This is a genomic window from Enterococcus sp. AZ101, from assembly GCF_050499005.1.
Classification (GTDB): domain Bacteria; phylum Bacillota; class Bacilli; order Lactobacillales; family Enterococcaceae; genus Enterococcus_L; species Enterococcus_L ureilyticus.
Window position 1 is genome coordinate 626,418 of the sequence record NZ_JBMHEZ010000001.1, and the last position, 23,844, is coordinate 650,261.

The window sequence follows — 23,844 nt, forward strand, 5'->3', positions numbered from 1 at the left end:
CATAATTTCCTATTTTTCAGTCAAGGTTTAACGAGCCCACTTCGCTTTTAAATCAAGGAGGTAAATATGGGATCACTTCAACCACCAGAAATAGTGGATGTTACAATTGAAAAAGGCGTGCAAAAAGCGCGTGCTAGTTTTTTGACGTTAGCAGTATTAGGATTTTTAGCAGGTGTTTTTATCGCTGTTGCAGGGATTGCGATGATTAGAGCAATGGGAACGATGCCAAAGGAATGGGGGTCGCTGGTAAATGTGATCGGTGCAGCTGTGTTTCCGTTTGGGCTGATTTGTTTATTGTTAGCTGGGGGAGAACTGGTTACGGGAAACATGATGGTTGTTTCGATGGCGTTATTTGCTAGAAAAATCAGTGGCAAAGAATGGCTGAGAAATATTGTGATCGTGACGCTTTTCAATCTGATCGGTTCTTTATTTGTAGCCTACTTCTTTGGCTATTTAAGCGGCGCTTTACAAGGGGATTTTGCTGAACGAGCAATTCAAGTTTCACTTGGTCGAACCAAAGATACTTTTTTACAAGGATTTCTTTCAGGGATTGCCTGTAATTTCTTAGTCAGCACAGCCGTGTATTTAAATTTTGCGGCAAAAGATTTCATTGGTAAGATTGTAGGGATTTTCCTACCAATCATGGGCTTTGTGATTTGTGGCTTCCAACATGTTGTGGCAAATATGTTTTTGATTCCGATGGGGATTCTTTTAGGCGGCAATACTTGGTCGGCTTTTGGGCAAAATATGGTGAGTGTCTATCTGGGAAATATCATTGGCGGAGGTTTCTTTGTAGCAGGGCTTTATTTCTTAGCATATAAAGTTGGCACTGGCCAGTTGTCAAAAAAATAAAATCTAGTATGATAAAAAGAGAAGTCAAGAAAAAGGAAGTAAATTGAATGAAAACCGTCCGTGTCGGTACCAGAAATAGTCCTTTAGCAATGAAACAAACAATGATCGTATTAGATTTACTGAAAGAGGCTCATGGTGATTTTCCAGTTGAAATTGTTCCAATGACAACTAAAGGAGACCAAATGCTTTCTGTTAGTTTGTCTAAAATCGGTGGAAAAGGATTATTTATCAATGAAGTAGAGCAGGCTTTATTGAAAGGCTCGATCGATTTTGCGGTCCATAGTTTAAAAGATATGCCTGCAAAAGTTGCAGATAGTTTGACACTAGCTGCGATTCCAGAAAGAAGTGATCCAGCTGATTGTCTGATTTTTAGAGAAGCTAGCTCTGTAGCAGAGTTGCCCAACACTGCTAGAATCGGAACGAGTAGTTTACGACGTGAATTTCAAATGAAAAATTTACGCGAAGATATTCAAGTGGAATCGATTCGAGGGAATGTGGGGACTCGTTTGAAACGAATGGAAGAGCAAGGACTAGATGGCATTGTTTTAGCTGTTGCAGGGTTAAAGCGATTGAATTGGTTTGCTGATCCTACGCACCCTTATCATATTTTAACGTGCGAACAATGTATTCCAGCTGTAGGACAAGGAGCTTTAGCGGTAGAATGTCGCAGTCAGGATCAAGCGATGAACGACTTTTTAAGACCAATCGATGATTTATCAACAAGAAGATTAGTTATGGAAGAACGGGCTTTTTTAGCAATGTTAAATGGAAATTGTGACATCCCGATTGGAGCCTATGCTGTTCAAAAACAAAACGGCTATCACTTTTCAGGGTTCTTAGGCGATAAAGAATTACAACAGTCATTCACTAAAAGTATTGTTGTACAAGAATTAGTCGGTGTTGGAAAGCAAGTAGCAGCTGACTTGCTAAACGAAATGGATCAGGCATCACGATGAAAAAGATTCTTCTAACACGGTTGCCGCAGGATAATGTCGACGATTGTCTTTATTTTCAGCAAAAAGGGTTTGAAACAGTGGAAATTCCTTTACTTGAGTTAAAAAGACGAGTAATGGGGCAATCTTTTGAAGTAATGCTAAAACAGAGTGAGTGGGTTTTTCTAACAAGTCAGCATGCTGCGGAATTCTTTTTTCAGCAAATAAGTAAAAGAGATGTTGAACAGAAAAAATTTGCTGTGATCGGTGAGAAGACTGCTCAAGTCCTCTTAGCGAATAACGTAAAATTAATGTTTCAAGCACCACGCCCAACAAAAAAGCATCTATTTGAAGCTTGGGCAGCTTGTAATAGAGAGCCGACATCAATTTTATATCCAAAAAGTAATTTAGCAGATAACCTTGGCGAAAGCGAATTAATAGCAAAGGGGCATCAATTGTTTACACCCATTCTGTATGACAATTACGTTCCTCAGAAAAATCAACAAAAGCTAAAAACACTTTTATTGGCCGACAAAATAACCTCAGTTTATCTAGCAAGTCCGTCCTTATGGCAACGTTTTTTTGCAGTTTTTAAAAATACAACCTTAAAAGAAATGCCGATGCTATACTGTTTAGGTGAAACAACAAGACAAGCTATTTTAAAAGATGGTTACGAAGCAATAATCAAAAAAGCAGAGAAGTATAGTTGAAAGAAGGCATGCACTTCCTCTCAACTATGCTTCTTTTGTTAGACAAAGTAGTTGACGAAAGCGTTAAAACAGGTACAATAAATAGTTCGAGGTAAGAGAACGTTTAATTGAGATGGAGGTTTTTTTGTGAGTAGAGAAGTTATTTTATATATCGCAGCAAGTGTTGATGGATATATCGCAGAGCCAGATGGTAGTATTGATTTTTTAGGTGGCGGGATTGAATTAGTAGAAGAGGATACTAGTTACCAAGAATTAATGGAAAAGATCGATACAGTGGTGATGGGGCGAACGACTTATGATCAAGTAGTCAATGAATTATCTCCAGAGCAGTATCCCTATGAAGAACAGCTATCTTATGTCATCACGAGTCATCCAGATAAAAGTACAGACAAGCTGTTTTTTACAAATCAAGGGCCCGTAAAGTTGATTCAGGAATTAAAAGAACAAGAGGGAAAAGCAATCTGGGTCGTTGGTGGCGCTAGTATTATTGCACCTTTAGTGGAAGCAAACTTGATTGATACCTATATTCTGACAACAATCCCAACGATTTTAGGAAAAGGGATTCGGTTATTCAATGAGTTGAATGGACCGGTTAGTTTACAAGTTGAGCATGTATATGAAAAAAATGATCTGGTATATACTACCTATTCAACAAAAGCTCATTCATAGGTTATAGCAACACTGTAATTCAAGGTATTTTCTCAAATATGAAAAAAACCTAGCTCCTGTCTATCAAAGGCAAAAGCTAGGTATTTTATTACGAATAAAAAAATTGATTTACAAAATTTTAACATCATTTTCATAATATTTTTTAACGTCATCCAATAATTGATCATCCGTAATCAACACTTCTAATTGATTTAATTTAGCAAATGTTGCAATTGATTTTTTCTCAAATTTAGTACTATCGATCAATGCGATCGTATGTGGTGCAATTTCTACCATACGTTTTTTTAATTCCACTTCATATAAATTAAAATCAGATAAACCTTCAGAGGAAGAAATCGCGTATGCCGAAGTAAACAAGGTATCGATATTTAGCTTCTTCAAAATCTCAATCCCTAGAATTCCTTCAACCGCATTGGAAGAGCCCTTAACAACACCACCGATTAAAATCACCGTCAAATTAAAATTTTCCTTCAATAACGACGCTGTCCGGATACCATTCGTTAAAATCGTTAATTTTAAATCAGATTGATCGATCAATTTTGCCAACTCATAACAAGTTGAGCTAGCATCTAACACAATACATTCACCAGGTTGAATATAAGCTAAGGCTTTTTTGGCAATCTGTGTTTTCTTATCTATATTCTTTTGTTTGCGAATATCATAATTTTTGTCTATTTTAAGCGTTTCATCCTCTTTGCTGCGAATGGCTCCGCCATGTGTACGAATCAAAAGATTATTCTTACTTAAATAGTTTAAATCAGAGCGAATCGTGGCTCTGGAGACATTTAAAACTTCTGTTAATCCATTAACAGATACAGACTCTTGTTCCTGCAATAGGGACAAAATCTTCTCTCTTCTTTGGTCTGTATACAATTTTTATTCCTCCTTAACTCCTTATGTTAGCTAAAGTATACAGGATTAAGGGTCAAATGACAAATTTGTTGTCGTTTACTTTCGTTTTTTGTCTTATAAGAAAAAATGAAACAATTCATTCACTCTAAAAGTTTAATTGTTCTCTCTGAAAAAGGCTATATTGACCTAATCTCTAGACAGATTACTTTTAATTTTTGTTTTCGATAACTTTCTTTTTTATTAAAAACGAAAACAAACGAAAATAAACGTTGACAAAGTGAAGGTTAAAAGCTAATATGAATGTAGACAACGAAAGAGGTGGAGAAAATGAAAATCGGGATCGGCTCAGATCACAATGCATTTGAAATGAAAAATCAATTAAAAGACTATATTGCAACCTTAGGAATAGAAGTAATCGATTTTGGCTGTTTTTCACCAGACGAAGTAGATTATCCGAATATTGCTTTTGAGGTAGCCAAAGGCATTAATGAGGGCAAAATTGAACGTGGCATCTTGGTTTGTGGAACAGGTATCGGCATGGCGATGGCTGCAAACAAAGTTCCGGGAGTTAGAGCAGCGCAATGCCACGATACGTATTCAGCAGAGCGAGCGCAATTAAGCAATAATGCGCAAATCATTACCATGGGGTCAAAAGTTATTGGCATAGAAGTGGCAAAAAAAGTTGTATCAGAATATCTTTCGGTAAAATTCGAAGGTGGAAATTCTGCACGAAAAATCGATCAAATTATGCAAAAAGAATCCGAATTTAGCAAGTAAACCCACAAAGAAAGGGAGCGAGACAGATGAAATTTTTTCTTGATACAGCCAATGTTGATGAAATTAAAAGAATCAATGAATTGGGTTTAGTGGATGGAGTAACAACAAATCCGACAATCATCTCTAAAGAAGGCCGAAATTTTAAAGAAGTCATCATAGAAATTTGTGAACTTGTAGAAGGTCCTGTAAGTGCAGAGGTCATTGCACTTGACACAGAAGGAATGCTCAAAGAAGCCCGCGATATAGCCAAATGGGCAGAGAATGTTGTGGTAAAAATTCCTATGACAGAAGCAGGTTTGAAAGCGGTTCATATTCTGAGTAAAGAAAATATCCAAACCAATGTGACGCTTGTTTTCACCGTTGCCCAAGGATTGATGGCAGCCAAAGCAGGGGCAACGTTTATTAGTCCATTTGTAGGTAGACTGGATGATATTGGAACAGATAGTTTAGCCTTGATCAAAAATTTAAGAAATGTATTGGATCAATATGGTTATTCTACTGAAATTATCGCCGCTAGTATTCGCAATTTGAAACATGTTGAAGAGGTTGCTGAATTAGGGGCAGACATTGCCACGATTCCTGGCAGTATTTTTCCAAAACTGTGGTCACACCCATTAACAGATGCAGGCATTGCAGCCTTTATGAAAGACTGGGAAAATTTTACTAAGTAAGAAACGAATTCGGAATCTTTAAGTAATGACAGCTTAAGGATTCCGAATGAAAAGAAAGGAGGAGCGAGTGATGACGAAAAGAAAACCGATTGTGGGAATCAGTTTAAAAATGTATCAAAATCAATTAAAAGAAGCGCAACATTTTGCTCAAAAAATCTCTGAGTTAACGGGACAAGTCGAGGCAGTTGAGCAATTTATGTGTCCGGGTATGGGGGTTCTTTATCCAGTCTCTGTATTGCTCCGTGAAACGAACATTGGGTTAGGTGCACAAAATATGGCACCGGTTGCTTATGGCGCCTATACAGGAGAATTTTCGATTGATTCTTTACTGGATATGGAAGGAACCTACGTCGAATTAGGACATATCGAACGACGAAGGATTTTTGGTGAAAGTGATGATATGATCAATCAAAAAGTGTTATTGGCCTTAGAAAAAAAAGTAATACCCGTTCTTTGCATTGGGGAGTCGGAACATAGTGAGGATTATGAAGAAATCAAAAATTTGTTATTGAAGCAATTATTCCTAGCATTGAATCAAGTCCCGCATAAACAAGCTGAAAAAGTTATTCTAGCCTATGAACCAGCTTGGGCAGTCGGAAAAACGTTGGCAGCAAGTGCTGTTCACGTCCATGCAGTTCATGGAATTATTAGAGAGTGTCTAACAGAGTTATATTCATATGAAACAGCTCAAAAAACACGAATCATTTATGGGGGTTCTGTTTCTCAAGAAAATGTTCAGTTGATTGTTTCAGATGAAAATGTTGATGGGGTTTTTGTCGGACGATTTGGTCATGATCCTGAGCGCTATGCGAATATTGTGAAGACCGTCAAAATGATCAAGGAGGGTAAAGGATGTTTGGAATAATTTTGGTTTCCCATAGTCAAAAAATTACAGATGGCACAAAAGAAATGATTGAAGAGATGACAGGTGAATTAGACGGTGTGCGGGTTATTTCAGCAGGTGGGACAGGCGATGGACGTTTAGGAACAAATTCAGTGATGATTATGGACTATATAGAGAGTTGTCGGGATTGCGAACATATTTTAATTTTTTGTGATATTGGAAGCGCTATTTTGAGTTCGGAAACAGCGATCGATTTAATTGAGGATGAAGGGCTAAAAGATAAAGTAGAAATCATGGATTGCCCTTTAGTAGAAGGAGCCTTTGCTGCTGCGGTTCAAGCATCCGTTTCACAAAATAAACAACTAGTTGTTGCAGAGTTAAGTCATTTATAAAGAAAAGGAGCAAAACAATGAAGTTCATACGAGGATTGATCGGCTACACGATTGCGGGCATGATAGTGATGGCGGTTTGGGGACAATTGGGGGCATTCGGCATTTTTGGTGGCTACTTAGCCGCGTTTATCATTATTGGTCCGATGTGGTTTATGAATCATTTCGTTAACTTAGTCGGAAACGAAGATGATGCGGCGTTTGTTGATATGGGATTAGCAATTGGGGTCTGTGGTATTATGCGAGACACATTTATGAATGGGACAGAAAGCCTCGTCTCTTCGTTACCAACAATTGGTTTAGTTATTATTGGGGCTGTCATTGGTGGAATTGTTGCAGCAGCGATTGAAAAAAGCATGGCAAAAGAGACCGAACATGAAGCAACTGCGCCAGAACCTGGCATGACAGAAAAAGAATTAGATCGTTTAGCAGAAACAGAATAAAGGAGGGAATCAAACATGACGATTAGTTTAGGGATTGCAACAGTTTTAGGCGGCTTTTTATTTCCATTTGCCGTTCGAATGATCTGGGGAAAAATGGTTGATCAGTGGGGTGCAATTGGTGGTTGGATGGCAGCGGCATTTGTTGTGGGAACTGTGTGGTGTATCAATCATGGGATTTCGACACCGATGATCACACAATCTGGAACAGCCTGGGTCGATATGGGGTTAGCAGCCGGAGTTGGTGTTTGGGTTGCGTCAGCTTTAACTGGAGGCAATGTGAAAAAGTCGTATAGAAATGTCTTAGCAGCTGTTTCTGGCGGTATTCTTGGTGGATTCTTATTGTCATTATTTTTATAAAATGAAGGAGAGATTTAGATGAGAAGATTAGTAAACGATGGCTATGAAGTTGTCGAAGAAATGTTAGAAGGTTACTGTGCTGCACATGAAGAGTATGTTCGATTTGCTGATAATAAAAGAGTATTAGTTAGTCAAAAAATGAGTGAAGAACCTAAAGTACGTGTGATTGTCGGCGGTGGCTCTGGTCATGAACCTTTATTTATCGGCTATGTTGGAGAAAATTTTGCAGATGCTTCGGTTGTTGGTAATATCAATACTTCACCAGCCCCAGATGCCTGCTATGATGCGGTCAAAGCTGTAGATAGTGGCAAAGGCTGTTTATTCATGTACGGTAATTATGCTGGTGATGTGATGAACTTTGATATGGGTGTAGAATTAGCTGCAGAAGATGGAATCAGAGTAGAAACAGTCCTGATTACAGATGATGTCTATTCCGCTAAAAATGTACCGGATCGTCGTGGTGTTGCAGGGGATGTACCGGTCTTTAAAGTTGCCGGAGCAGCAGCTGCTAAAGGCTACGATTTGGATAAAGTCAAAGCTTTAGCAGAAAAGGCGAATAGTAACACTTATTCGATGGGCGTTGCCTTATCCTCTTCAACCTTACCAGTCACAGGAAAAGCTATTTTTGAAATGGATGAAGGAGACATGGAAGTTGGCATGGGGATTCATGGTGAGCCAGGAATCAAACGAAGTAAATTAGAACCAGCTGATAAAGTCGTAGATCAGCTGTTGCGCTATATTTTAGAAGATGCACAGGCGAAGGCTGGTGAAGAGTACCATGTCATGGTCAACGGCTTAGGCGGGCTACCTGTCATGGATTTATATGTCTGTTATCGACACGTGGCAGAAGTATTAACAGAGAAAGGCATCGTTCTCCACAGACCATTAGTTGGAAATTATGCAACATCAATGGATATGGTAGGAATGTCGATCACAATCGTTAGATTAGATGAAGAATTGAAAGAATTGTTGGATATGTCATGTGATACGCCGTATATGAAACTTTAAAAAAGGAGAGTACAAAAAATGGAGTATAAAGGATATGATATTAATTTTGGTTTAACGGATAAAGTAGCGATCATCACTGGAGGGTTAAGCGGAATCGGTGAAGCAATCGCAGCGCTTTTTGCACAAAAAGGGGCTAAAATCGTTATTTTTGATATAAAAGACGAGACAGAACAACTTGTTTCAGAAAAATTCAAAGAAAATGGCCTTGGGATCAAAGTAGATGTCACCAATAAAAAGAATGTAATCCAAGCTGTTGCTACAGCAAAAAGTCATTTCGGCAAAATCGACATGCTCGTCAACTCGGCTGGTGTCGCTTTACTAGATGATGCTGAAAATCTGTCTGAAGAATATTGGGACAAAACATTTGCGATCAATGTAAAAGGCAGCTTTTTAGTCGCACAGGCAGTTGGAAATGAACTAATCAGTGGCAATGGTGGGAAAATCATCAATATGGCTTCACAAGCAGCAGTCGTGGCATTAGATAATCATGTCGCTTATTGTGCAAGCAAAGGAGCCATCGTTTCGATGACAAAAGTGCTGGCCTATGAATGGGCGCAATATGATATTAATGTGAATTGTATTTCTCCCACGGTGATTTTGACGGAATTAGGGAAAAAAGCTTGGGCAGGTCAAGTTGGTGAAGAGATGAAAAAACAAATCCCTGCTGGACGTTTTGGCTACCCAGAAGAAGTGGCAGCTTGTGCACTCTTTTTAGCAGCTGATGCATCAAACTTGATCACTGGAGAAAACCTTGTGATCGATGGCGGGTATACGATCAAATAAGGACCTAGGTATTGAGTAATAATTGTTTTAACTGATTATTACTTAATACCTAAAAGAATTTTATTTTAGATAGGAGTAATGAGCTATGACAACAGAAGTAATCGCAAATAAAACCTTTTTTAAAAACTCACTTATAAAGATGGCAGAGCTATCAGAAGAGCAAAGAGATTATTGGACTTCTTTGGATTCGAACATCGGAGATGGGGATCACGGAATCAATTTGAGCATTGGCTTTCGCGGTATTTCTAAAGAAATCGAAGAGCTGGATCAGACAACAGAAGATATTCATTCATTACTCAAAAAATCTGGGATGATTTTACTGTCTAAAGTAGGCGGAGCATCAGGACCTTTATACGGCAGCTTTTTCATAAAAATGGGCAAAGAGGTTGAAGGGAAAACAGAAGTAACCTTCCCAGAATTTGTAGAGATGCTTCAGTCTGGTATTGATGCCATTCAAGCCCGAGGCAAAGCAGAACTACAAGATAAGACAATGTTAGATGCACTGCTGCCAGGGATTGAGTATCTACAAGCCCATAAAAATGAGGAAGATTATCTGACAGTCATGGAAAAAGCAATTCAAATAATGCAAGAAGGAGCCGAATCTACTACTCCATTAATCGCTAAAAAAGGTCGGGCAATGCGCCTTGGTGAACGAGCAATAGGGCACAAAGATCCTGGTGCTGAATCTTCTTGGATGTTGCTGAACGTTTTTTACGAAGAAATGAAAAAGAATAACTAAAGCAGGATGTGTGGCATGGAAAAGTTAGAAAAAAAAGCGCAAGAATTGAGAAGGATGATTATTGAATCATTAGCGGCTGCAGGGTCAGGACATCCCGGTGGTTCCTTATCAGCAATCGACATTTTAACAACCTTATATTATCAAGAAATGACGATTAATACGCAGAACTATGAACAACGAGATCGAGATCATTTCATTTTATCCAAAGGACATGGTGCCCCAGCCTTATATGCGATATTAGCAGATAATGGTTTTTTTCCAAAAAGTGATTTAATGACATTACGTAAATTTGGCAGTCACTTACAAGGACATCCAGATAAAAATAAAACCTATGGCGTTGATGCATCAAGTGGTTCATTAGGTCAAGGGCTATCAATTGCCAATGGGCTAGCATTAGCGAAAAGAAGTAACGATAGTGACTGTTTTACCTTTGTGCTGCTAGGTGACGGAGAACTTCAAGAAGGGCAAGTTTGGGAAGCGGCGATGAGTGCAGCTCATTATCATTTGAATCGGCTCATTGTGCTGATTGATCATAATGGCTTACAGATCGATGGGACCAACGAGGCGATTATGGGCGTTAATGATATTGGAGCAAAATTTGCTAGTTTTAATTGGCATGTACAGCAGGTAAATGGACACACTATATCAGCTATCGCTCAAGCGATTCAGATGGCAAAAAAAGAAACTGAGTCACCAAGCGTAATTGTTTGTGAAACCATCAAAGGTAAAGGAATCAGTTTTATGGAAAATCAAGTCGGGTGGCATGGAAAAGCTCCTTCACATGAAGAAGCAGCATTAGCCTTGGCAGAGTTAATGGGAGCTGAATAAAATGAAAAAAGCAACAAGACAAGCATATGGTGAAACGTTGGTAAAACTAAAAGAACATCCAGATTTAGTTGTGCTAGATGCAGATTTATCTGCGGCAACAAAAACAGAAATTTTTGCAAAAGAGAGTCCTACCAAATTTTATAACATGGGGATTTCAGAAGCGGATATGATCGGTACAGCGGCTGGTCTAGCACTAGGTGGAAAACGTCCTTTTGCGAGTAGTTTTGCTATCTTTGCAGCTGGTCGGGCCTATGAACAGATTCGCAATAGTGTGGCGTATCCGCAGTTGAGTGTCACGATTGCTGCGACGCATGCAGGCGTAACTGTGGGAGAAGATGGGGGCTCACACCAAGCAATTGAAGATATTGCATTGATGCGAGTGATTCCGGGCATGACGATCCTCAATCCTGTGGACGATTTAGAAACAGAAGCTGCGATAGAAGCAATCATGGAACATACTGGACCAGTTTATTTACGTTTAGGTCGGTTACCGGTGACCAGAGTCCACGCAGAAAAAAATACGTTTAAAATTGGGCAAGGAGAAACACTGACAACAGGTTCTGACGGAACCATTATAGCAACAGGCTTGATGGTACAAGAAGCTTTGATTGCTGCTGAAAAATTGAAACAGTTAGGAATTGATCTTCGAGTTTTAAACTTTTCTACGATTAAACCGCTAGATGAAAAGCTTGTTTTACAAGCAGCTAAAGAAACACCTTGGCTGATTACGGCAGAAGAACATAGCGTAATCGGCGGCTTAGGTTCAGCTGTCTGTGAATATCTTTCAGAACATTATCCAACAAAAGTGATAAAAATCGGAATTCAAGATCGATTTGGCCAATCTGGGGATCCAGAATTACTGAAAAAAGAATATGGCTTAACTGCTGAGCATTTGATTGAAACAATAAAGAAACTCTCTTTTCAATAAAACAAGATTGAAAAACTTCTGAAAATTTAACAGAAGTTTTTTGTCTATTCACAAATGACTTTCTCCTCTTTGACAAATGTATAAAAAAGAGTTATTATTAATTTAGTGATTGACTACGGATGTAGTTCTTTGTGCTGTTAAGCAAGAGAATAGTAAAAGGGAGACTTTTTATGTCAGAAAAGAAAAAATCATTAAAGATCACAGATGCAGAGTGGGAAGTCATGCGTGTTGCATGGACAACGAAAGAAACGACGAGTAAAGAAGTCACTGCAGCTCTGAATGAAAAGACTGAGTGGAAAAGTACGACAGTTAAAACGTTGCTAAGCCGTTTAGTCGATAAAGGAATGTTGGGCACAAAGCGGACTGGGAATAAGTTTATTTATTTTCCTTTAGTAGAAGAACGCTCTAGCATTGAAATACTTTCACAAGAGCTGTTGACAAAAGTTTGTAGCAAAAAAGTCGGTAAAGTTCTTGAATCCATCATCAATGACAGTTTATTGAGTGTTGACGATATTACCCGATTAGAAACACTGCTTAAGGAGAAACAGAAAACCGCAGTGAAAGAAGTACCTTGCAACTGTATTCCTGGTCAGTGTCAGTGTCATTTAGTGAGTTAAAGCAGTACAATTAAAACAAGGATAAGGAGTGTTTACCAATGGAAAAAACAGTAACGATCAACGGAATGAAATGCGATGGTTGTGTAACGATCGTCAAAGAAAATTTTGAAAAAATTGCAGGTGTCCAATCAGCTAGTGTTGATTTAAAAAATAAATCAGCCGTCGTGATTAGTGACAAAGAAATTTCAAATGATGAGCTACAGCGTTCGCTTTCTGAAACAAAATTTACTGTAGCGTAACGAACAGTCAAAAAAAGTTTAGTTCCGAAAAAAATGGAACTAGACTTTTTTTATGCTCTTTTTTGTATACTAAAATTAGCTTTTTTTATTTGCTTAAATATGGTTGCGCTTACATTTTTGCAAGTAAATGTTGCAACAATCTCTACTAATCAATTGCAGCAATCAGCTATATACTGAAATCAGACAAGGAGAGAAACAGATGAAGGATCGAACGATACAAATCTTAAAACGCTTTATTTGGTCAGACTATCCAGTGACTTTAGATGAGCTAAGTGAAGATTTTCGAATTAGTCACAGAACTATCAGAAATGAAATTAAGGAAATTAACGAATTTCTAGCAAATCAAAAACTACCAGAAATAAAAACAATCAGAAAAAGAGGAATGTTTTTAGCCTTACAATTAAAGGAAAGAACGAAGTTGGAACCTCTGATTGATGAAAAAAATGAATTTGATTATTTAAATCGGGAAGAAAGGATTTTCGACTTGATTTTGGCTTTTTCTTTGTCTGAACAACCTATTTTTTTATACCAAAAAGAAAGTGAGTACCAAATTTCGAAAAGTACGATGGATGAAGATATGCGCAGAGTTCGAACGATTCTTTTGAGGTATGGTATCGAAGTTTTGAGTATGCCAAAACAAGGAATCGTCTTAAAAGGATCAGAGCGAACCATTCGTACGATGATTTATGATGTGATCAATCAAGCGATAGACAATTTACAGTTTATTGATGAAAGTGAGATGGGACTGACAACTTCAGAAAAGCAGTTATTTCGTTACATGCCTAAAAATATACTAAAAAAAATAGATCAAGTCTACCATCAATCAATTTCTCCACGAGAAGATATTTATCGAAATCATTCTGTTATGTTCACTGCAGTTTGGCTGAGTCGTTATTTTAGGCAGGAGTTGATCGTGACGTCATCTTGGGAAATAGCGGATAGTGTTCAAAATAAGATTCGGTCTTTTATAGATCAATTATGCCGAACACTTGCAGTTAGACCGCCAACAGCTGAAATAAATTATATTGTGTTTATGTTAGAGACGATTCAAACAGGCAGTATGAGTACTTCTGTTGAATGGGTCCAAGCACAATTGCTATCGATCCAGCTCATTCAATCTGTCGAACAAGCGACAAAAATACCCTTTTCAAAAAAAGAAGAATCACTACACGAAGGATTATATCGCCACATGGCTGGTTTGATCAATAGGGTCAAAAGTGAAATTCAACTTTTAAATCCTTTAAAAGAAAACATCAAGCGCTATTATGCTTCGATATATTTAGCCATAAAAAAATTTGCACCAACGATCGAAGCTATTACGAAAAATGAATTGAGTGATGATGAAATTGCCTTTTTGACGATTCATTTTTCTACATCGGTTAGTGCGATCAATCAAGAGTTGAAATACACGTACAAAGCAGTTGTGATCTGTAACCACGGAATAGCAACAGGAAAATTATTAGCAGAAAATCTAAAAGAGTTATTCAACATTGAGGTAGTAGCTGTTTTAAGTTCTGGAGAAATGGAACTGATCTCAAAACTAGATGTCGATTTGATTTTTTCAACAGTCAACTTGACCTATCAAGAATTACCGATTCTAGTTTTAGATCCGATCATTAAAGAAGAAAGTCGTCAAAACATTCAAGAATTTTTAGAACGAAATAAACAAGTTCAACGCTTGATCAATAATGGGAAGGATTCTACAGACTTATTTTATGCAGTACTTGATTTGATCAAGACAAGTGGCGGGATCGTTTCTAGTGAAATTTATCAAAGTTTAGAAGAAGCATTTGATAAGAACAATTTAAAGATAAATAAAAAGGAGTTGCAGCCGATGCTGAGAGATGTCTTAAAACAAAGCGATATCTTATTATTAGAAAAATGTCCAGATTGGGAGTGTGCGATTCAAAGCGTTGCGCGTCCATTGTTAAAAGACAAGAGTATTGAAGAATCCTATGTCAAGGCTATGATTGCCTCAGTCAAAGAGTTTGGTCCATATATTGTGATCGGAAAACATTTAGCTTTGGCTCATGCACGACCAGATGATGGCGTGAATAAACTAGGAATCAGTGTCGCGACCATGGCCGAACCCGTTGTATTTGGAAATGAGGAGAATGATCCGGTAAGTATTATTTTTTGTTTAGCTGCAGTCGATTCATTTTCTCACTTGAATATTATGAAAAGCTTGATTGAATTGATCAATGACGAGACGAAGATAAACCGTTTAGCTCAGTGTACGACTGTAACAGAATTTGAAACGATTTTGTATGAAGAAAGTATGAAAGAAACACAAAAATAAACAAGACAGGAGCAAATCATCATGAAAAAACTAACGATTCTATTTGTTTGTGGTGCAGGATTGGGGAGTAGTTTTGCAGCGCAAATGGCGGCAGAAGATGTGTTAAATCAAAAAGGAGTCGAGGCAAAACTAGAGCATACGGATATCTCATCGGCTGTTTCTATGAATCCGGATATCATTATCACTGCTCAAAATTTCCAATCACAATTCGAGAAATTTAGCATTGATGAGGAAAAAACAGCGATCATCTATTTGAAAAATATTGTATCAAAAGTGGAAATTGATGAAAAAATCACACCCGTTTTACAAGCAAAAGGCGCAATTTAGCGACAAAAAATTAATGGAGGGATTTTAACATGGGGGTAGTCAATTTTATCATCGAAAATATTTTAACACAGGCTTCGATTACAATTAGTTTGATTGCAATGTTAGGATTGATCTTACAAAAAAAATCGATTGGCCAAGTTTTATCGGGCTCATTGAAAACACTGTTAGGGTTTCAGGTGTTGAGTTCAGGTTCTAGCATTATCGTAGGGAGTTTGACGTATTTTGGTGAGATTTTTACAGAAGGGTTTCATATGCAGGGAATCATTCCATCGATCGAGGCAATCAACGGCCAAGCGATGAATGAACTGGGGTTAGGTCGAGACATTGCGTTGACCTTTCTAGCTATTTTTGTTTTTAATATTCTCATTGCCCGTTTTACAAAATGGAAATATATTTTCTTAACAGGCCAAGCGATATTATGGATGGCAACGATGACGACAGTCTTTGGTTACTTTGCCGGTCTTCGTGGAATAGCCTTGATCATTGTAGGTGGCTTTATCGGTGGCGTTTTCGCCGTTGCAATGCCAGCAATCGCGCAGCCTTTTATCAGAAAAATCACTGGCTCAAATGATATTGCTTTAGGTCATTTTTGTACAATTGGCTATCTATTTGAAGCAGGAGTCGCTTGGATTTTTGGTGAACGTGGTGAAAATAAGAAGTCAGTAGAGGATCTTAAATTACCGAAATCCTTTGAATTTCTTCAAGATACCTATTTGTCTGTAATGGTTGTGATGGTGCCATTATATATCGTGACGGTGTTATTCGCAGGAGAAACATTTGCTTCGACATTATCAGGTAACCAAAATTATATCATGTTTGCTTTCCTACAAGCGATCCAATTTGTTGTTGGAGTGTATGTTTTATTAGCTGGTGTACGCTTATTACTTGGAGAAATCGTACCAGCCTTTAGAGGGATCGCGATGAAACTTGTACCAAATGCCATTCCAGCATTAGATTGCCCTGTATTTTTCCCATATAGCCCAAATGCAGTGATTTTAGGCTTTATTACAACTACGATCGGGGCTGTCTTAGCAATGTTCATTTTACCGACATTTGGCTTAGCAATGATCTTGCCAGGTATGTTGACGAACTTTTTTGCCGGTGGAACTGCTGGGATTTTTGGAAATGCGGTAGGTGGAAGAAGAGGCGCGATCATTGGTGGCATTGCCCATGGCTTTTTCATCACATTATTACCAGCCTTGTTAGTCACGATCTTCAACAGCATGGGCTTTGTCAATGCCACAGCGACCGATGTAGACACCGTTACCGCAGCGCTTCTATATGCTTGGATCATTAGTCCAATCATGAGAGCCTTTTAACAATAGGAGGGAACAGCATGTTTAATTTTCTCAAAAAGAAAACTGTTGTGAAAACAGAATCTGAAGCGCAACTAACAGAAGAGCAGCAAGATGAAATGCGCAAAAAAATCGAACAAATAAAACGAGAAATCGATACTCCAGAATTAGCGGATAAAGAATTAGCTGAAAAATATGAGGAACTTGGGCTATTATTGGCCCAACTAAAAGAAGACGAGCAGGCGATTGCTATGCTAGAAAAAAGCCAAATCTATAAAAAAAGTATCGGAGCAGGCTATAAAAAGTTGCTCAATTTATACAATCAAAAACGTGCAGAAGCTGCCAGAAATGGAGATGATGGGGGAATCGATCACTGGATGAACAAAATGGATGAGATGCGACAAATTGCAAAACAAGTTACGATTGGTGGCAAATAAAAATCAATAGACAGGAGACGGACACATGTATACAACCTTAAAAGAAGTAACAGCAACAGCAACAGAATTGAATTTTACAGTAGGGGCTTTTAACGCCCATAATTTGGAAATGTTGCCTGAAATGATTCGGGCAGCAAAAGAGATGGGGGCTCCGATTATTATCCAAACTAGTGTCGATACAGCAAAGTATATTGGCTACGAGGTCTTGGTTTCTGTGGTGAAAACAATGGCTGAAAACGAAATGGTTGATGCGGTCCTTCATTTAGACCATGCGCGGAATTTTGATGACATTAAAGAAGCAATCGATCAAGGGTACACCTCTGTTATGTACGACGGTTCACACCTCCCTTTCAAAGAAAACATTCTAAAAACCAAAGCGGTAGTCGAATATGCTCATAAACATGGTGTTTCTGTTGAAGGAGAATTAGGTACGATTGGTGGAACGGAAGAAGGAATCCATGTGGCAGAAAATGACAAAGTTTACACTAAACCAGAGGATGCACTAGCATTTGTAGAAGCGACTGGAATCGATGCCTTAGCCATTGCGATTGGAACAAATCATGGACAATTTAAATCTAAAACCGAAGTGAACCTACCTCTGCTTAAAGAAATCCACGCAATTGTTGATATTCCATTAGTTATTCATGGCGGAACTGGCGTTAAAGAAGAAGATTATCCAGAACTGATCAATAATGGTATCCGCAAATTTAATGTTGGGACGGAACTTTTAGTGAATTGGACCAAGATGGCCAAAGAGTCATTTGAAGAGACTGCTGTAAATAAATCATTACGATACAATGTGATTCCCGCCAATGAAGTTTGTCACGACATTGTGAAACACAAAATCGGTTTGTTTATGAATACCAACAGTCCATTACAAGTAAGGTAGATTAATGAAAAAGTATTTAATTCTACTGGCAGGCAGCCCAGCAACAGGTAAAAGCTATCTCATTCAAAAAATCCGCGAACAGATTCCTGATCTTTTTCTAATTACACCAGATGAAGGAAAAGAATTGTTTGCAGATTCAATCGGGTTTGATACGCTTGCCGAAAAAGCGCAGCTGGAGAAAAAAGTTTGGCATTTTTACTATGGTGTTTTAGCGCTCTATATGGAAGCAGGCAAGCAAGTGATTGTTTCAGAGTATCCTTTTAGTGATAAACAAAAAGAAACACTAGCGAACTTGGCAGATACTTATGCGTATGAAGTGATCACGATCCGGTTGGTAGCTGATTTTGAAGTATTATGGCAAAGAAGAGCCCGACGAGATTTAGAACCAGATCGCCATCTCAGCCATCTCATGTCTCATTATCATTTTTCAGACAGATTAGAGGATCGAAGTCAGGCAGACAATCTAATTACGAAGGAAAACTTCAAACAAATCACTCAAACAAGAAAATACGATCAATTTCAATTAGGAGAACTTCATGAAGTAGATGTCACTGATTATGAGAAGGTCGATTACACGTCGTTGATCGACTATCTAAAAAAGAAAGTTCAAAGCAAAAAAAATAAATAGAAAGCAGAGAGACTCCCCAAAAAAATGGTGGGTCTCTTTGTTTTCTATTGGTAAAAATAACCGATTATTCGTTATCTTTACGGTAAACCATTAAGTAATTCATCAGCAATACACCATTGCGGTAATTGATTTTTTGTTCTTTCGATTCAAAACCAAGTGATTCAAAAAAGGGCTTAGCTGTGATCGACGAATAGACCGTAATCTCTTTAGCGCCAGCCTTAAATGCATGAGCAATCAGATCGTTCGCAATTAATTTTCCGACACCGTAGCCGATCCATTCCTTACCGACGTATAAGTAATCAAGCTTTCCTGAATCAGAAATACTTCCGAAGCCAAGTATTTGCATTCTATTTTGTGCAACGACGGTATAGTTTGTGTCAAGTTTGGCATGCCATTTTTCATAGTCAGGTGTTAGCTGAACCCATTGCTCTATTTGTTGGGGGGTATAATCTTTTTTATTGATTGCTTGGATTGTTCCGTTAAATAAAGCAAGTAACGTTTCTAAGTCAGATTTCTGGTAATTTCTCAAATTGAATCCAGTCATTAGTTTGTTCACTCCTATTCATTAAGCTTAGTTTAATCACATAAAAGAAATATGTCAAAGTATAATTTGGAAAAAATTCAGTTTTTACTAAAATAAGCTCTTAAGAATAGAAAAAGATTACTTAGGCAGATGAAAAATAAAGAAAAAGGGTAGGAAAAGCGAAGTCACTTTTCCTACCCTCACCCTATTTCCCACGAATTGTTTGGATATCCTGATAATATTTTTTTGTTTTGTGGCTGTCTTTATTCGTATAATAGTACAATTTATCCTTCGTTCTTATTTCTAAAATTGGTTTTTCATGCGTTAAAACCAATAAATAAGCAGGCTTGTTATCGACCCGAAATTCTCCTGTTAAATAATTTTCTGTCGCTGTGCCATAGAGACGGATTTTATCTTTAGGCAATGTGTCGATCAATGCCACAGATTCAACATCGTCCCACTCGATTTTTCTACTTTGAGTCATCGGTGCAGATAAATGAATACCAATATGAGAAGTGCTTAATTGAAAGGGATTAGCAGTAAAGTCACTGATCAGCATAGGGATACTGACACCAATCAAAGCAAATATAACAATAACGGCCAGTATGCCCATCGTCAGTTTTCCGCCAAGTCTACCTAAATTAGTTGAGATATTCATGCCGACACGGTCCGGTACAAGGATCCTTTTATCATCTGGATTAATATAAATCGCATACTTCCAATATTGATCTTCATCACTGTAACGATATTCCTTGGCTTGTGCAATCAATTGATCTTGTTTTTTTCTAGCGGAGAACAAATAATAAAAAGTAAAGAGCACAAAAAACAAAATCAAAAGTGCAAAGATCAAGGATACAATCAGCATTTGCTCATAAGGCAGAACAATCGAAATCGTTGAAATGAAAGCAAGTGGACTTAGAGCAAAAGCTGAAAGAGCCATTAGAACGGACCAATGGTGGCGCATGGAATCATTGACTTTTTGATTGATCGCTTCATCACTTGTCACAGCCTTGACTGGAAAACGTGCAATAAAATAATAGAAAAGCCAAAACATCGCCATCATAAGAACAGCAAGCAGACAGAAAAGCCAAGTCCCACCTGTTGCTCCAAGTGTTACGAATGAATAAATAGAGCCCGAAAGAACGATTAAAAGGCTGGGTAAAAACCACCAGATAGAAATTAATTTCCGGTTCTTATTTGCCACAAGTTTTGTATCCACTAAAATCGGACGAACGGGCAATACCCAATTGTTTTTCACTTTCACTGCGGTCATTTTTCGAATAGACAAGATTTCCAAATAGTAAAATGCACCAATAAAACTGAATACGTTCACGATAAAGTAAATCAACGTCAATGAATCGTAAGGAATGATTAAAATCGGTAAGGCTAGAATAGTAAAAATAAAAGCACCTTGAAGTAGTCTTTTTTTATAAGTCCTACTAACAGCAAGAACTTGTTCATCTTGAAGCTTATCTTTCGGTAAAGTTGTTTCCAAAATAACATTTTTATGCGGATTTGCAGGTATTCTGCCAGAAAGAGCCATTAAAAAATTGACACCTACAAGTAGTAAATAGAGAAAGAAATTCATTTTCAACACACCTTTTACTGTTCAAATTTTTGATAAATCTGTTTGACCTCGTCTTGTATTGCGTTTTCCGATAGCTGATGAATCTGGGCTTCAGCTAACAACAGTTCCAATCTTTTTGAAAACCGTTTTTGAAATGACGGTTCATTGACTTGCTTTTCAGCTACTTTTGTTCCATTTCGGCGATCAGTCAAAATGTAACCATCATTTTTTAATAAAGTGTAGGCTTTTGAAACAGTCATCATGTTCACTCCGATTTCGTCTGCCATTTGTCGAACAGAAGGCAGAAGTTCGCCTGGCTGCAACTTATTTGTGGCAATCCCAAGGATCAATTGATCACAGATCTGTTGATAAATAGGGATCTGACTTTGGGCATTTATTTCTAATAACATCATTTCACCTCTTTTCACTTTGTATTACATATAATAATACACGTGATGCAAAAAAGCAATGATATTTTTATGAAATGCTTGAGAGAATGAAAATTCAGGCATATAATAGAAAAGAAACGTGATGTGTGAAAGGATGAATGAATATGTCAGCAATTGAACCAACTGTTACAGAAAAGTTTCATGATACATTTACAAAAAATAATAAACAAAATGCCTTACAACGCGGAGTAGTAAAAAATGGTATTGCAGCTTCGGCACAAAATCAACGTGCTGAGGTCAATAATGTACCTGTTTTTTCAGTGGATCTTGCAACTGGAAAAGTGGCCAATCAAAAACAAAGTGGCCGCTGTTGGATGTTTGCAGCCTTAAATACATTTAGACACAAAATGATCAACAGCTTTAATCTAAAAGATTTTGAACTATCTCAAAATTATACTTTTTTCTGGGATAAATATGAAAAATCAAATTACTTCTATGAAAATATAATTGCGACGGCTGATCAAGCGTTAGATAGTAGAAAAGTGGCGTTCCTATTAACGACACCTCAACAAGATGGTGGACAATGGGATATGATCGTATCACTTTTCCAAAAATATGGTGTTGTTCCTAAAACAGCCATGCCTGAAAGCAACAATAGCTCAAACTCTCGTGATTTGAATAATTATTTAAACAAAAAATTAAGAAAAGACGCAACGATTTTGCGTGAGTTAATTGCTAGTGGCAAACCAGTGCAAGACATTCAAACAGCTAAAGAAGCGATGCTGGGTGAGGTTTACAACTTTTTGGCAATTTCATTAGGTACGCCGCCTGAAACTTTTGATTTTGAATACCGTGACGAAGAGAAAAAATACCATTTAGATCAAAACTTAACGCCCCAATCATTTTATGACAAATACGTTGGCGTAGATCTAGATGAATATGTAAGTATAATCAATGCTCCAACAGCAGACAAACCTTATAATCAAACCTATACAGTCGAAATGTTAGGGAATGTCGTTGGTGGTAAAGAGGTTAAATACATCAATGTGGATATGACCACTTTCAAAAAATTAGCTATTGCTCAACTTGAACAAGGAGAATCGGTTTGGTTTGGCTGCGATGTTGGTCAATCCTCTACAAGAGATAGTGGGATCATGTCTTTAGATGCGTATGATATGAATGATCTATTTGATATCGATTTTACAATGACGAAAGCACAACGTCTAGATTTTGGTGAAAGTTTAATGACGCACGCAATGGTCTTGACAGGTGTCGATATGATCGACGGCGCATCGACTAAATGGAAAGTTGAAAACAGCTGGGGTGAAAAAGTCGGTGATAAAGGTTTCTTTGTAATGAGCGATGCTTGGATGGATGAGTATACGTATCAAATCGTTGTCCGGAAAGAATTATTATCGAAAGAATTGCAAAATGTCTGGAAACAAGAGCCAACAGTGTTAGCACCTTGGGACCCAATGGGTGCCTTGGCGTAAATAGAAAAAAATCCTAGCTCATCCGAGCTAGGATTTTTTTGTTACCCAAAGTATGCGCATATTTTCAAAAAGATTTTAGTGTGTTATAATTTGTATAGACAAAAGAAAGACGCTGATATTACTACCGCCTAAAGTAAGTAATATCAACGTTAACTGATTCACTAGGAATCTTTTTTTGATAAGTTAAGTGTATCATATGTTGATTAGATTTACAAAATCGTAAGACAAATATTTTTAGAATTATTCGATTAATTTGTTTTTTTAATAAGTTAAAATAAACTAATGAAGAATTGTTGAAAGAAATTTTTCTAAAATGCTTGGGTTTTTGGACATTTAATTAGAAGTATCTAAAATAAAAGCACTTCTGACTATTTTTATGGGTAAGACAGGTTATTTGTTAAAATTTATTTAATTAATTAGATAGAGAACGACTATTGCCAAATCATGGATTGTGTAGTAGGATGAAAAGTGACGTTAATACATTGAAATAATAAAATTAAATCAACTAACTTTGATAGGTAGCGCCGGCTATTTATCAGCAAAAGTGTAGATCAACAATTCTTAGGCCTTAGAAGGAATTGTTGATGGACACTTTTTTTTATTTATGTCGTTTAGTTGCATAAGATTATACGAGTCTGCAATGCTTTTAAATTTAGGAGGTTTTTAGATGAGTAAGGATTGGATAAAATTAATGATTGGTGCATTTTTTGAGGTTCTGTGGGTCATTGGAATAAAGCATAGTAATACTTGGTGGGAAATTTTAGTAACGGTTATTTGCATTCTCATCAGCTTCTACGCATTGATAAAAGCAGGAGAATCACTGCCGGTTGGAACAGCGTATGCGGTGTTTGTTGGGTTAGGTACAGCTGGGACTGTGGTTACAGGCATTCTTTTTTTCGGCGAAGAATTTAAACTATCTAAAATTCTATTAATCATCATATTACTTATTGGTGTGATGGGCTTGAAATTTGTTACAGGTGAGAAGGGAGCGAGTCAAAAATGAGTTGGATCTTTTTGATTATTGCGGGAACTTTTGAAATGCTGGGAGTTGGATCGATCAATCGTTTTAATTTGAAAAAAGATAAACAGTCTTTATTTCTGTTATTTTTAACGTTTGGCGCAAGCTTCGTTTTTCTGTATTTAGCTATGAAAACTCTACCAATGGGTGTTTCTTATGCGATTTGGACAGGGATAGGAGCAGCTGGCGGAGCAGTTTTAGGAATGCTTTTTTATGGGGAATCGAAGGATTGGCGTAGAATTATTTTTATTGGAGTTATTTTAGGGTCTGTTATCGGTTTAAAACTAATTGGCTAGTGAAAAGAGGATCGTAGCGTAGTCTACTTTTTTCTCGCCGTTTAT

General features: G+C 37.5%; 30 protein-coding genes. 26 read left to right on the plus strand and 4 right to left on the minus strand.

The window, feature by feature from the left end; all coding sequences use genetic code 11:
• Nucleotides 1-66: 66 nt before the first annotated feature.
• From IGJ50_RS02840 to IGJ50_RS02855, 4 genes are all read left to right on the plus strand, one after another.
• Complete coding sequence (locus IGJ50_RS02840; RefSeq protein ID WP_207121053.1) at nt 67-852, plus strand: formate/nitrite transporter family protein; 786 nt, start codon at nt 67-69, stop codon at nt 850-852.
• 47 nt (nt 853-899) lie between these two features.
• Nucleotides 900-1,808, plus strand: a complete 909-nt coding sequence (gene hemC / locus IGJ50_RS02845) for a hydroxymethylbilane synthase (RefSeq protein ID WP_207121054.1) — start codon at nt 900-902, stop codon at nt 1,806-1,808.
• Nucleotides 1,805-2,494, plus strand: coding sequence for a uroporphyrinogen-III synthase (locus IGJ50_RS02850; protein ID WP_207121055.1), 690 nt, complete (start codon nt 1,805-1,807; stop codon nt 2,492-2,494). Before hemC ends, IGJ50_RS02850 begins: the two co-directional genes overlap by 4 nt.
• 126 nt (nt 2,495-2,620) lie before the next feature.
• On the plus strand, nt 2,621-3,163 hold the full coding sequence (locus IGJ50_RS02855; protein ID WP_069639000.1) for a dihydrofolate reductase family protein: 543 nt from the start codon (nt 2,621-2,623) through the stop codon (nt 3,161-3,163).
• Between the two features lie 108 nt (nt 3,164-3,271).
• Here IGJ50_RS02855 and IGJ50_RS02860 read toward each other — a convergent pair whose 3' ends face one another.
• The gene (locus IGJ50_RS02860; protein ID WP_429948824.1) at nt 3,272-4,036 is read right to left on the minus strand and encodes a DeoR/GlpR family DNA-binding transcription regulator; all 765 of its coding nucleotides are present in this window, start codon (nt 4,034-4,036) and stop codon (nt 3,272-3,274) included.
• A gap of 306 nt (nt 4,037-4,342) precedes the next feature.
• Between IGJ50_RS02860 and rpiB the strand changes: the two genes are divergently transcribed.
• From rpiB to IGJ50_RS02955, 19 genes are all read left to right on the plus strand, one after another.
• A complete protein-coding gene (gene rpiB, locus IGJ50_RS02865; protein WP_069639002.1) occupies nt 4,343-4,792 on the plus strand; it encodes a ribose 5-phosphate isomerase B in 450 nt (149 codons plus the stop codon).
• Between the two features lie 26 nt (nt 4,793-4,818).
• The gene (fsa, locus tag IGJ50_RS02870; protein ID WP_069639003.1) at nt 4,819-5,463 is read left to right on the plus strand and encodes a fructose-6-phosphate aldolase; all 645 of its coding nucleotides are present in this window, start codon (nt 4,819-4,821) and stop codon (nt 5,461-5,463) included.
• A gap of 70 nt (nt 5,464-5,533) precedes the next feature.
• Nucleotides 5,534-6,328 (plus strand): triose-phosphate isomerase family protein, encoded by a 795-nt coding sequence (locus tag IGJ50_RS02875; protein WP_429948826.1) that lies wholly within the window; start codon nt 5,534-5,536, stop codon nt 6,326-6,328.
• Nucleotides 6,316-6,699, plus strand: coding sequence for a dihydroxyacetone kinase phosphoryl donor subunit DhaM (dhaM, locus tag IGJ50_RS02880; protein ID WP_069639005.1), 384 nt, complete (start codon nt 6,316-6,318; stop codon nt 6,697-6,699). The genes IGJ50_RS02875 and dhaM overlap by 13 nt, the downstream gene beginning before the upstream one ends.
• A 17-nt stretch (nt 6,700-6,716) precedes the next feature.
• Nucleotides 6,717-7,139: a Lin0368 family putative glycerol transporter subunit gene (locus IGJ50_RS02885; RefSeq protein ID WP_069639006.1), complete on the plus strand. Its 423-nt coding sequence runs from the start codon at nt 6,717-6,719 to the stop codon at nt 7,137-7,139.
• Between the two features lie 15 nt (nt 7,140-7,154).
• Complete coding sequence (locus IGJ50_RS02890) at nt 7,155-7,496, plus strand: Lin0368 family putative glycerol transporter subunit (protein ID WP_069639007.1); 342 nt, start codon at nt 7,155-7,157, stop codon at nt 7,494-7,496.
• An 18-nt stretch (nt 7,497-7,514) separates the two neighbouring features.
• On the plus strand, nt 7,515-8,504 hold the full coding sequence (locus tag IGJ50_RS02895) for a dihydroxyacetone kinase subunit DhaK (RefSeq protein WP_429948829.1): 990 nt from the start codon (nt 7,515-7,517) through the stop codon (nt 8,502-8,504).
• Nucleotides 8,505-8,522: 18 nt separating this feature from the next.
• Nucleotides 8,523-9,287: an SDR family oxidoreductase gene (locus tag IGJ50_RS02900; RefSeq protein WP_429948830.1), complete on the plus strand. Its 765-nt coding sequence runs from the start codon at nt 8,523-8,525 to the stop codon at nt 9,285-9,287.
• 85 nt (nt 9,288-9,372) lie between these two features.
• Nucleotides 9,373-10,026 carry a dihydroxyacetone kinase subunit DhaL gene (gene dhaL / locus IGJ50_RS02905; RefSeq protein ID WP_429948832.1) on the plus strand — a complete coding sequence of 218 codons (654 nt, stop codon included), beginning with the start codon at nt 9,373-9,375 and terminating at the stop codon, nt 10,024-10,026.
• Nucleotides 10,027-10,041: 15 nt separating this feature from the next.
• Nucleotides 10,042-10,854, plus strand: a complete 813-nt coding sequence (locus IGJ50_RS02910) for a transketolase (protein WP_429948833.1) — start codon at nt 10,042-10,044, stop codon at nt 10,852-10,854.
• Nucleotide 10,855: 1 nt separating this feature from the next.
• Nucleotides 10,856-11,782, plus strand: a complete 927-nt coding sequence (locus tag IGJ50_RS02915) for a transketolase family protein (protein WP_207121062.1) — start codon at nt 10,856-10,858, stop codon at nt 11,780-11,782.
• A 170-nt stretch (nt 11,783-11,952) separates the two neighbouring features.
• Complete coding sequence (locus tag IGJ50_RS02920) at nt 11,953-12,399, plus strand: CopY/TcrY family copper transport repressor (protein ID WP_429948835.1); 447 nt, start codon at nt 11,953-11,955, stop codon at nt 12,397-12,399.
• 38 nt (nt 12,400-12,437) lie between these two features.
• Nucleotides 12,438-12,638 carry a heavy-metal-associated domain-containing protein gene (locus IGJ50_RS02925; protein WP_207121064.1) on the plus strand — a complete coding sequence of 67 codons (201 nt, stop codon included), beginning with the start codon at nt 12,438-12,440 and terminating at the stop codon, nt 12,636-12,638.
• A 199-nt stretch (nt 12,639-12,837) separates the two neighbouring features.
• Nucleotides 12,838-14,937, plus strand: a complete 2,100-nt coding sequence (locus IGJ50_RS02930; protein WP_429948838.1) for a BglG family transcription antiterminator — start codon at nt 12,838-12,840, stop codon at nt 14,935-14,937.
• 21 nt (nt 14,938-14,958) lie between these two features.
• Nucleotides 14,959-15,264 (plus strand): PTS sugar transporter subunit IIB, encoded by a 306-nt coding sequence (locus tag IGJ50_RS02935; protein WP_069639016.1) that lies wholly within the window; start codon nt 14,959-14,961, stop codon nt 15,262-15,264.
• Nucleotides 15,265-15,293: 29 nt separating this feature from the next.
• Entirely contained in the window at nt 15,294-16,583 is a 1,290-nt protein-coding gene (locus tag IGJ50_RS02940; RefSeq protein ID WP_429948841.1) for a PTS sugar transporter subunit IIC, read from the plus strand.
• A 17-nt stretch (nt 16,584-16,600) separates the two neighbouring features.
• On the plus strand, nt 16,601-16,996 hold the full coding sequence (locus tag IGJ50_RS02945; protein ID WP_207121066.1) for a tetratricopeptide repeat protein: 396 nt from the start codon (nt 16,601-16,603) through the stop codon (nt 16,994-16,996).
• A gap of 25 nt (nt 16,997-17,021) precedes the next feature.
• The gene (locus IGJ50_RS02950) at nt 17,022-17,885 is read left to right on the plus strand and encodes a class II fructose-bisphosphate aldolase (protein ID WP_207121067.1); all 864 of its coding nucleotides are present in this window, start codon (nt 17,022-17,024) and stop codon (nt 17,883-17,885) included.
• Nucleotides 17,886-17,889: 4 nt separating this feature from the next.
• Entirely contained in the window at nt 17,890-18,513 is a 624-nt protein-coding gene (locus tag IGJ50_RS02955) for an AAA family ATPase (protein WP_207121068.1), read from the plus strand.
• 64 nt (nt 18,514-18,577) lie between these two features.
• Here the strand turns inward: IGJ50_RS02955 and IGJ50_RS02960 are convergent, their stop codons facing one another.
• The 3 genes from IGJ50_RS02960 to IGJ50_RS02970 form a co-directional block, all read right to left on the minus strand.
• Nucleotides 18,578-19,057, minus strand: a complete 480-nt coding sequence (locus tag IGJ50_RS02960; RefSeq protein ID WP_069639021.1) for a GNAT family N-acetyltransferase — start codon at nt 19,055-19,057, stop codon at nt 18,578-18,580.
• Nucleotides 19,058-19,241: 184 nt separating this feature from the next.
• Nucleotides 19,242-20,624, minus strand: a complete 1,383-nt coding sequence (locus tag IGJ50_RS02965) for a PH domain-containing protein (protein ID WP_207121069.1) — start codon at nt 20,622-20,624, stop codon at nt 19,242-19,244.
• A 14-nt stretch (nt 20,625-20,638) separates the two neighbouring features.
• Nucleotides 20,639-21,013 carry a GntR family transcriptional regulator gene (locus tag IGJ50_RS02970; protein WP_069639023.1) on the minus strand — a complete coding sequence of 125 codons (375 nt, stop codon included), beginning with the start codon at nt 21,011-21,013 and terminating at the stop codon, nt 20,639-20,641.
• A 143-nt stretch (nt 21,014-21,156) separates the two neighbouring features.
• Between IGJ50_RS02970 and IGJ50_RS02975 the strand changes: the two genes are divergently transcribed.
• The 3 genes from IGJ50_RS02975 (at nt 21,157) to IGJ50_RS02985 (ending at nt 23,799) form a co-directional block, all read left to right on the plus strand.
• A complete protein-coding gene (locus IGJ50_RS02975; RefSeq protein ID WP_429948844.1) occupies nt 21,157-22,485 on the plus strand; it encodes an aminopeptidase C in 1,329 nt (442 codons plus the stop codon).
• Nucleotides 22,486-23,152: 667 nt separating this feature from the next.
• The gene (locus IGJ50_RS02980; protein WP_069639025.1) at nt 23,153-23,488 is read left to right on the plus strand and encodes a DMT family transporter; all 336 of its coding nucleotides are present in this window, start codon (nt 23,153-23,155) and stop codon (nt 23,486-23,488) included.
• Nucleotides 23,485-23,799, plus strand: coding sequence for a DMT family transporter (locus IGJ50_RS02985; RefSeq protein WP_069639026.1), 315 nt, complete (start codon nt 23,485-23,487; stop codon nt 23,797-23,799). The genes IGJ50_RS02980 and IGJ50_RS02985 overlap by 4 nt, the downstream gene beginning before the upstream one ends.
• Nucleotides 23,800-23,844: the final 45 nt, after the last annotated feature.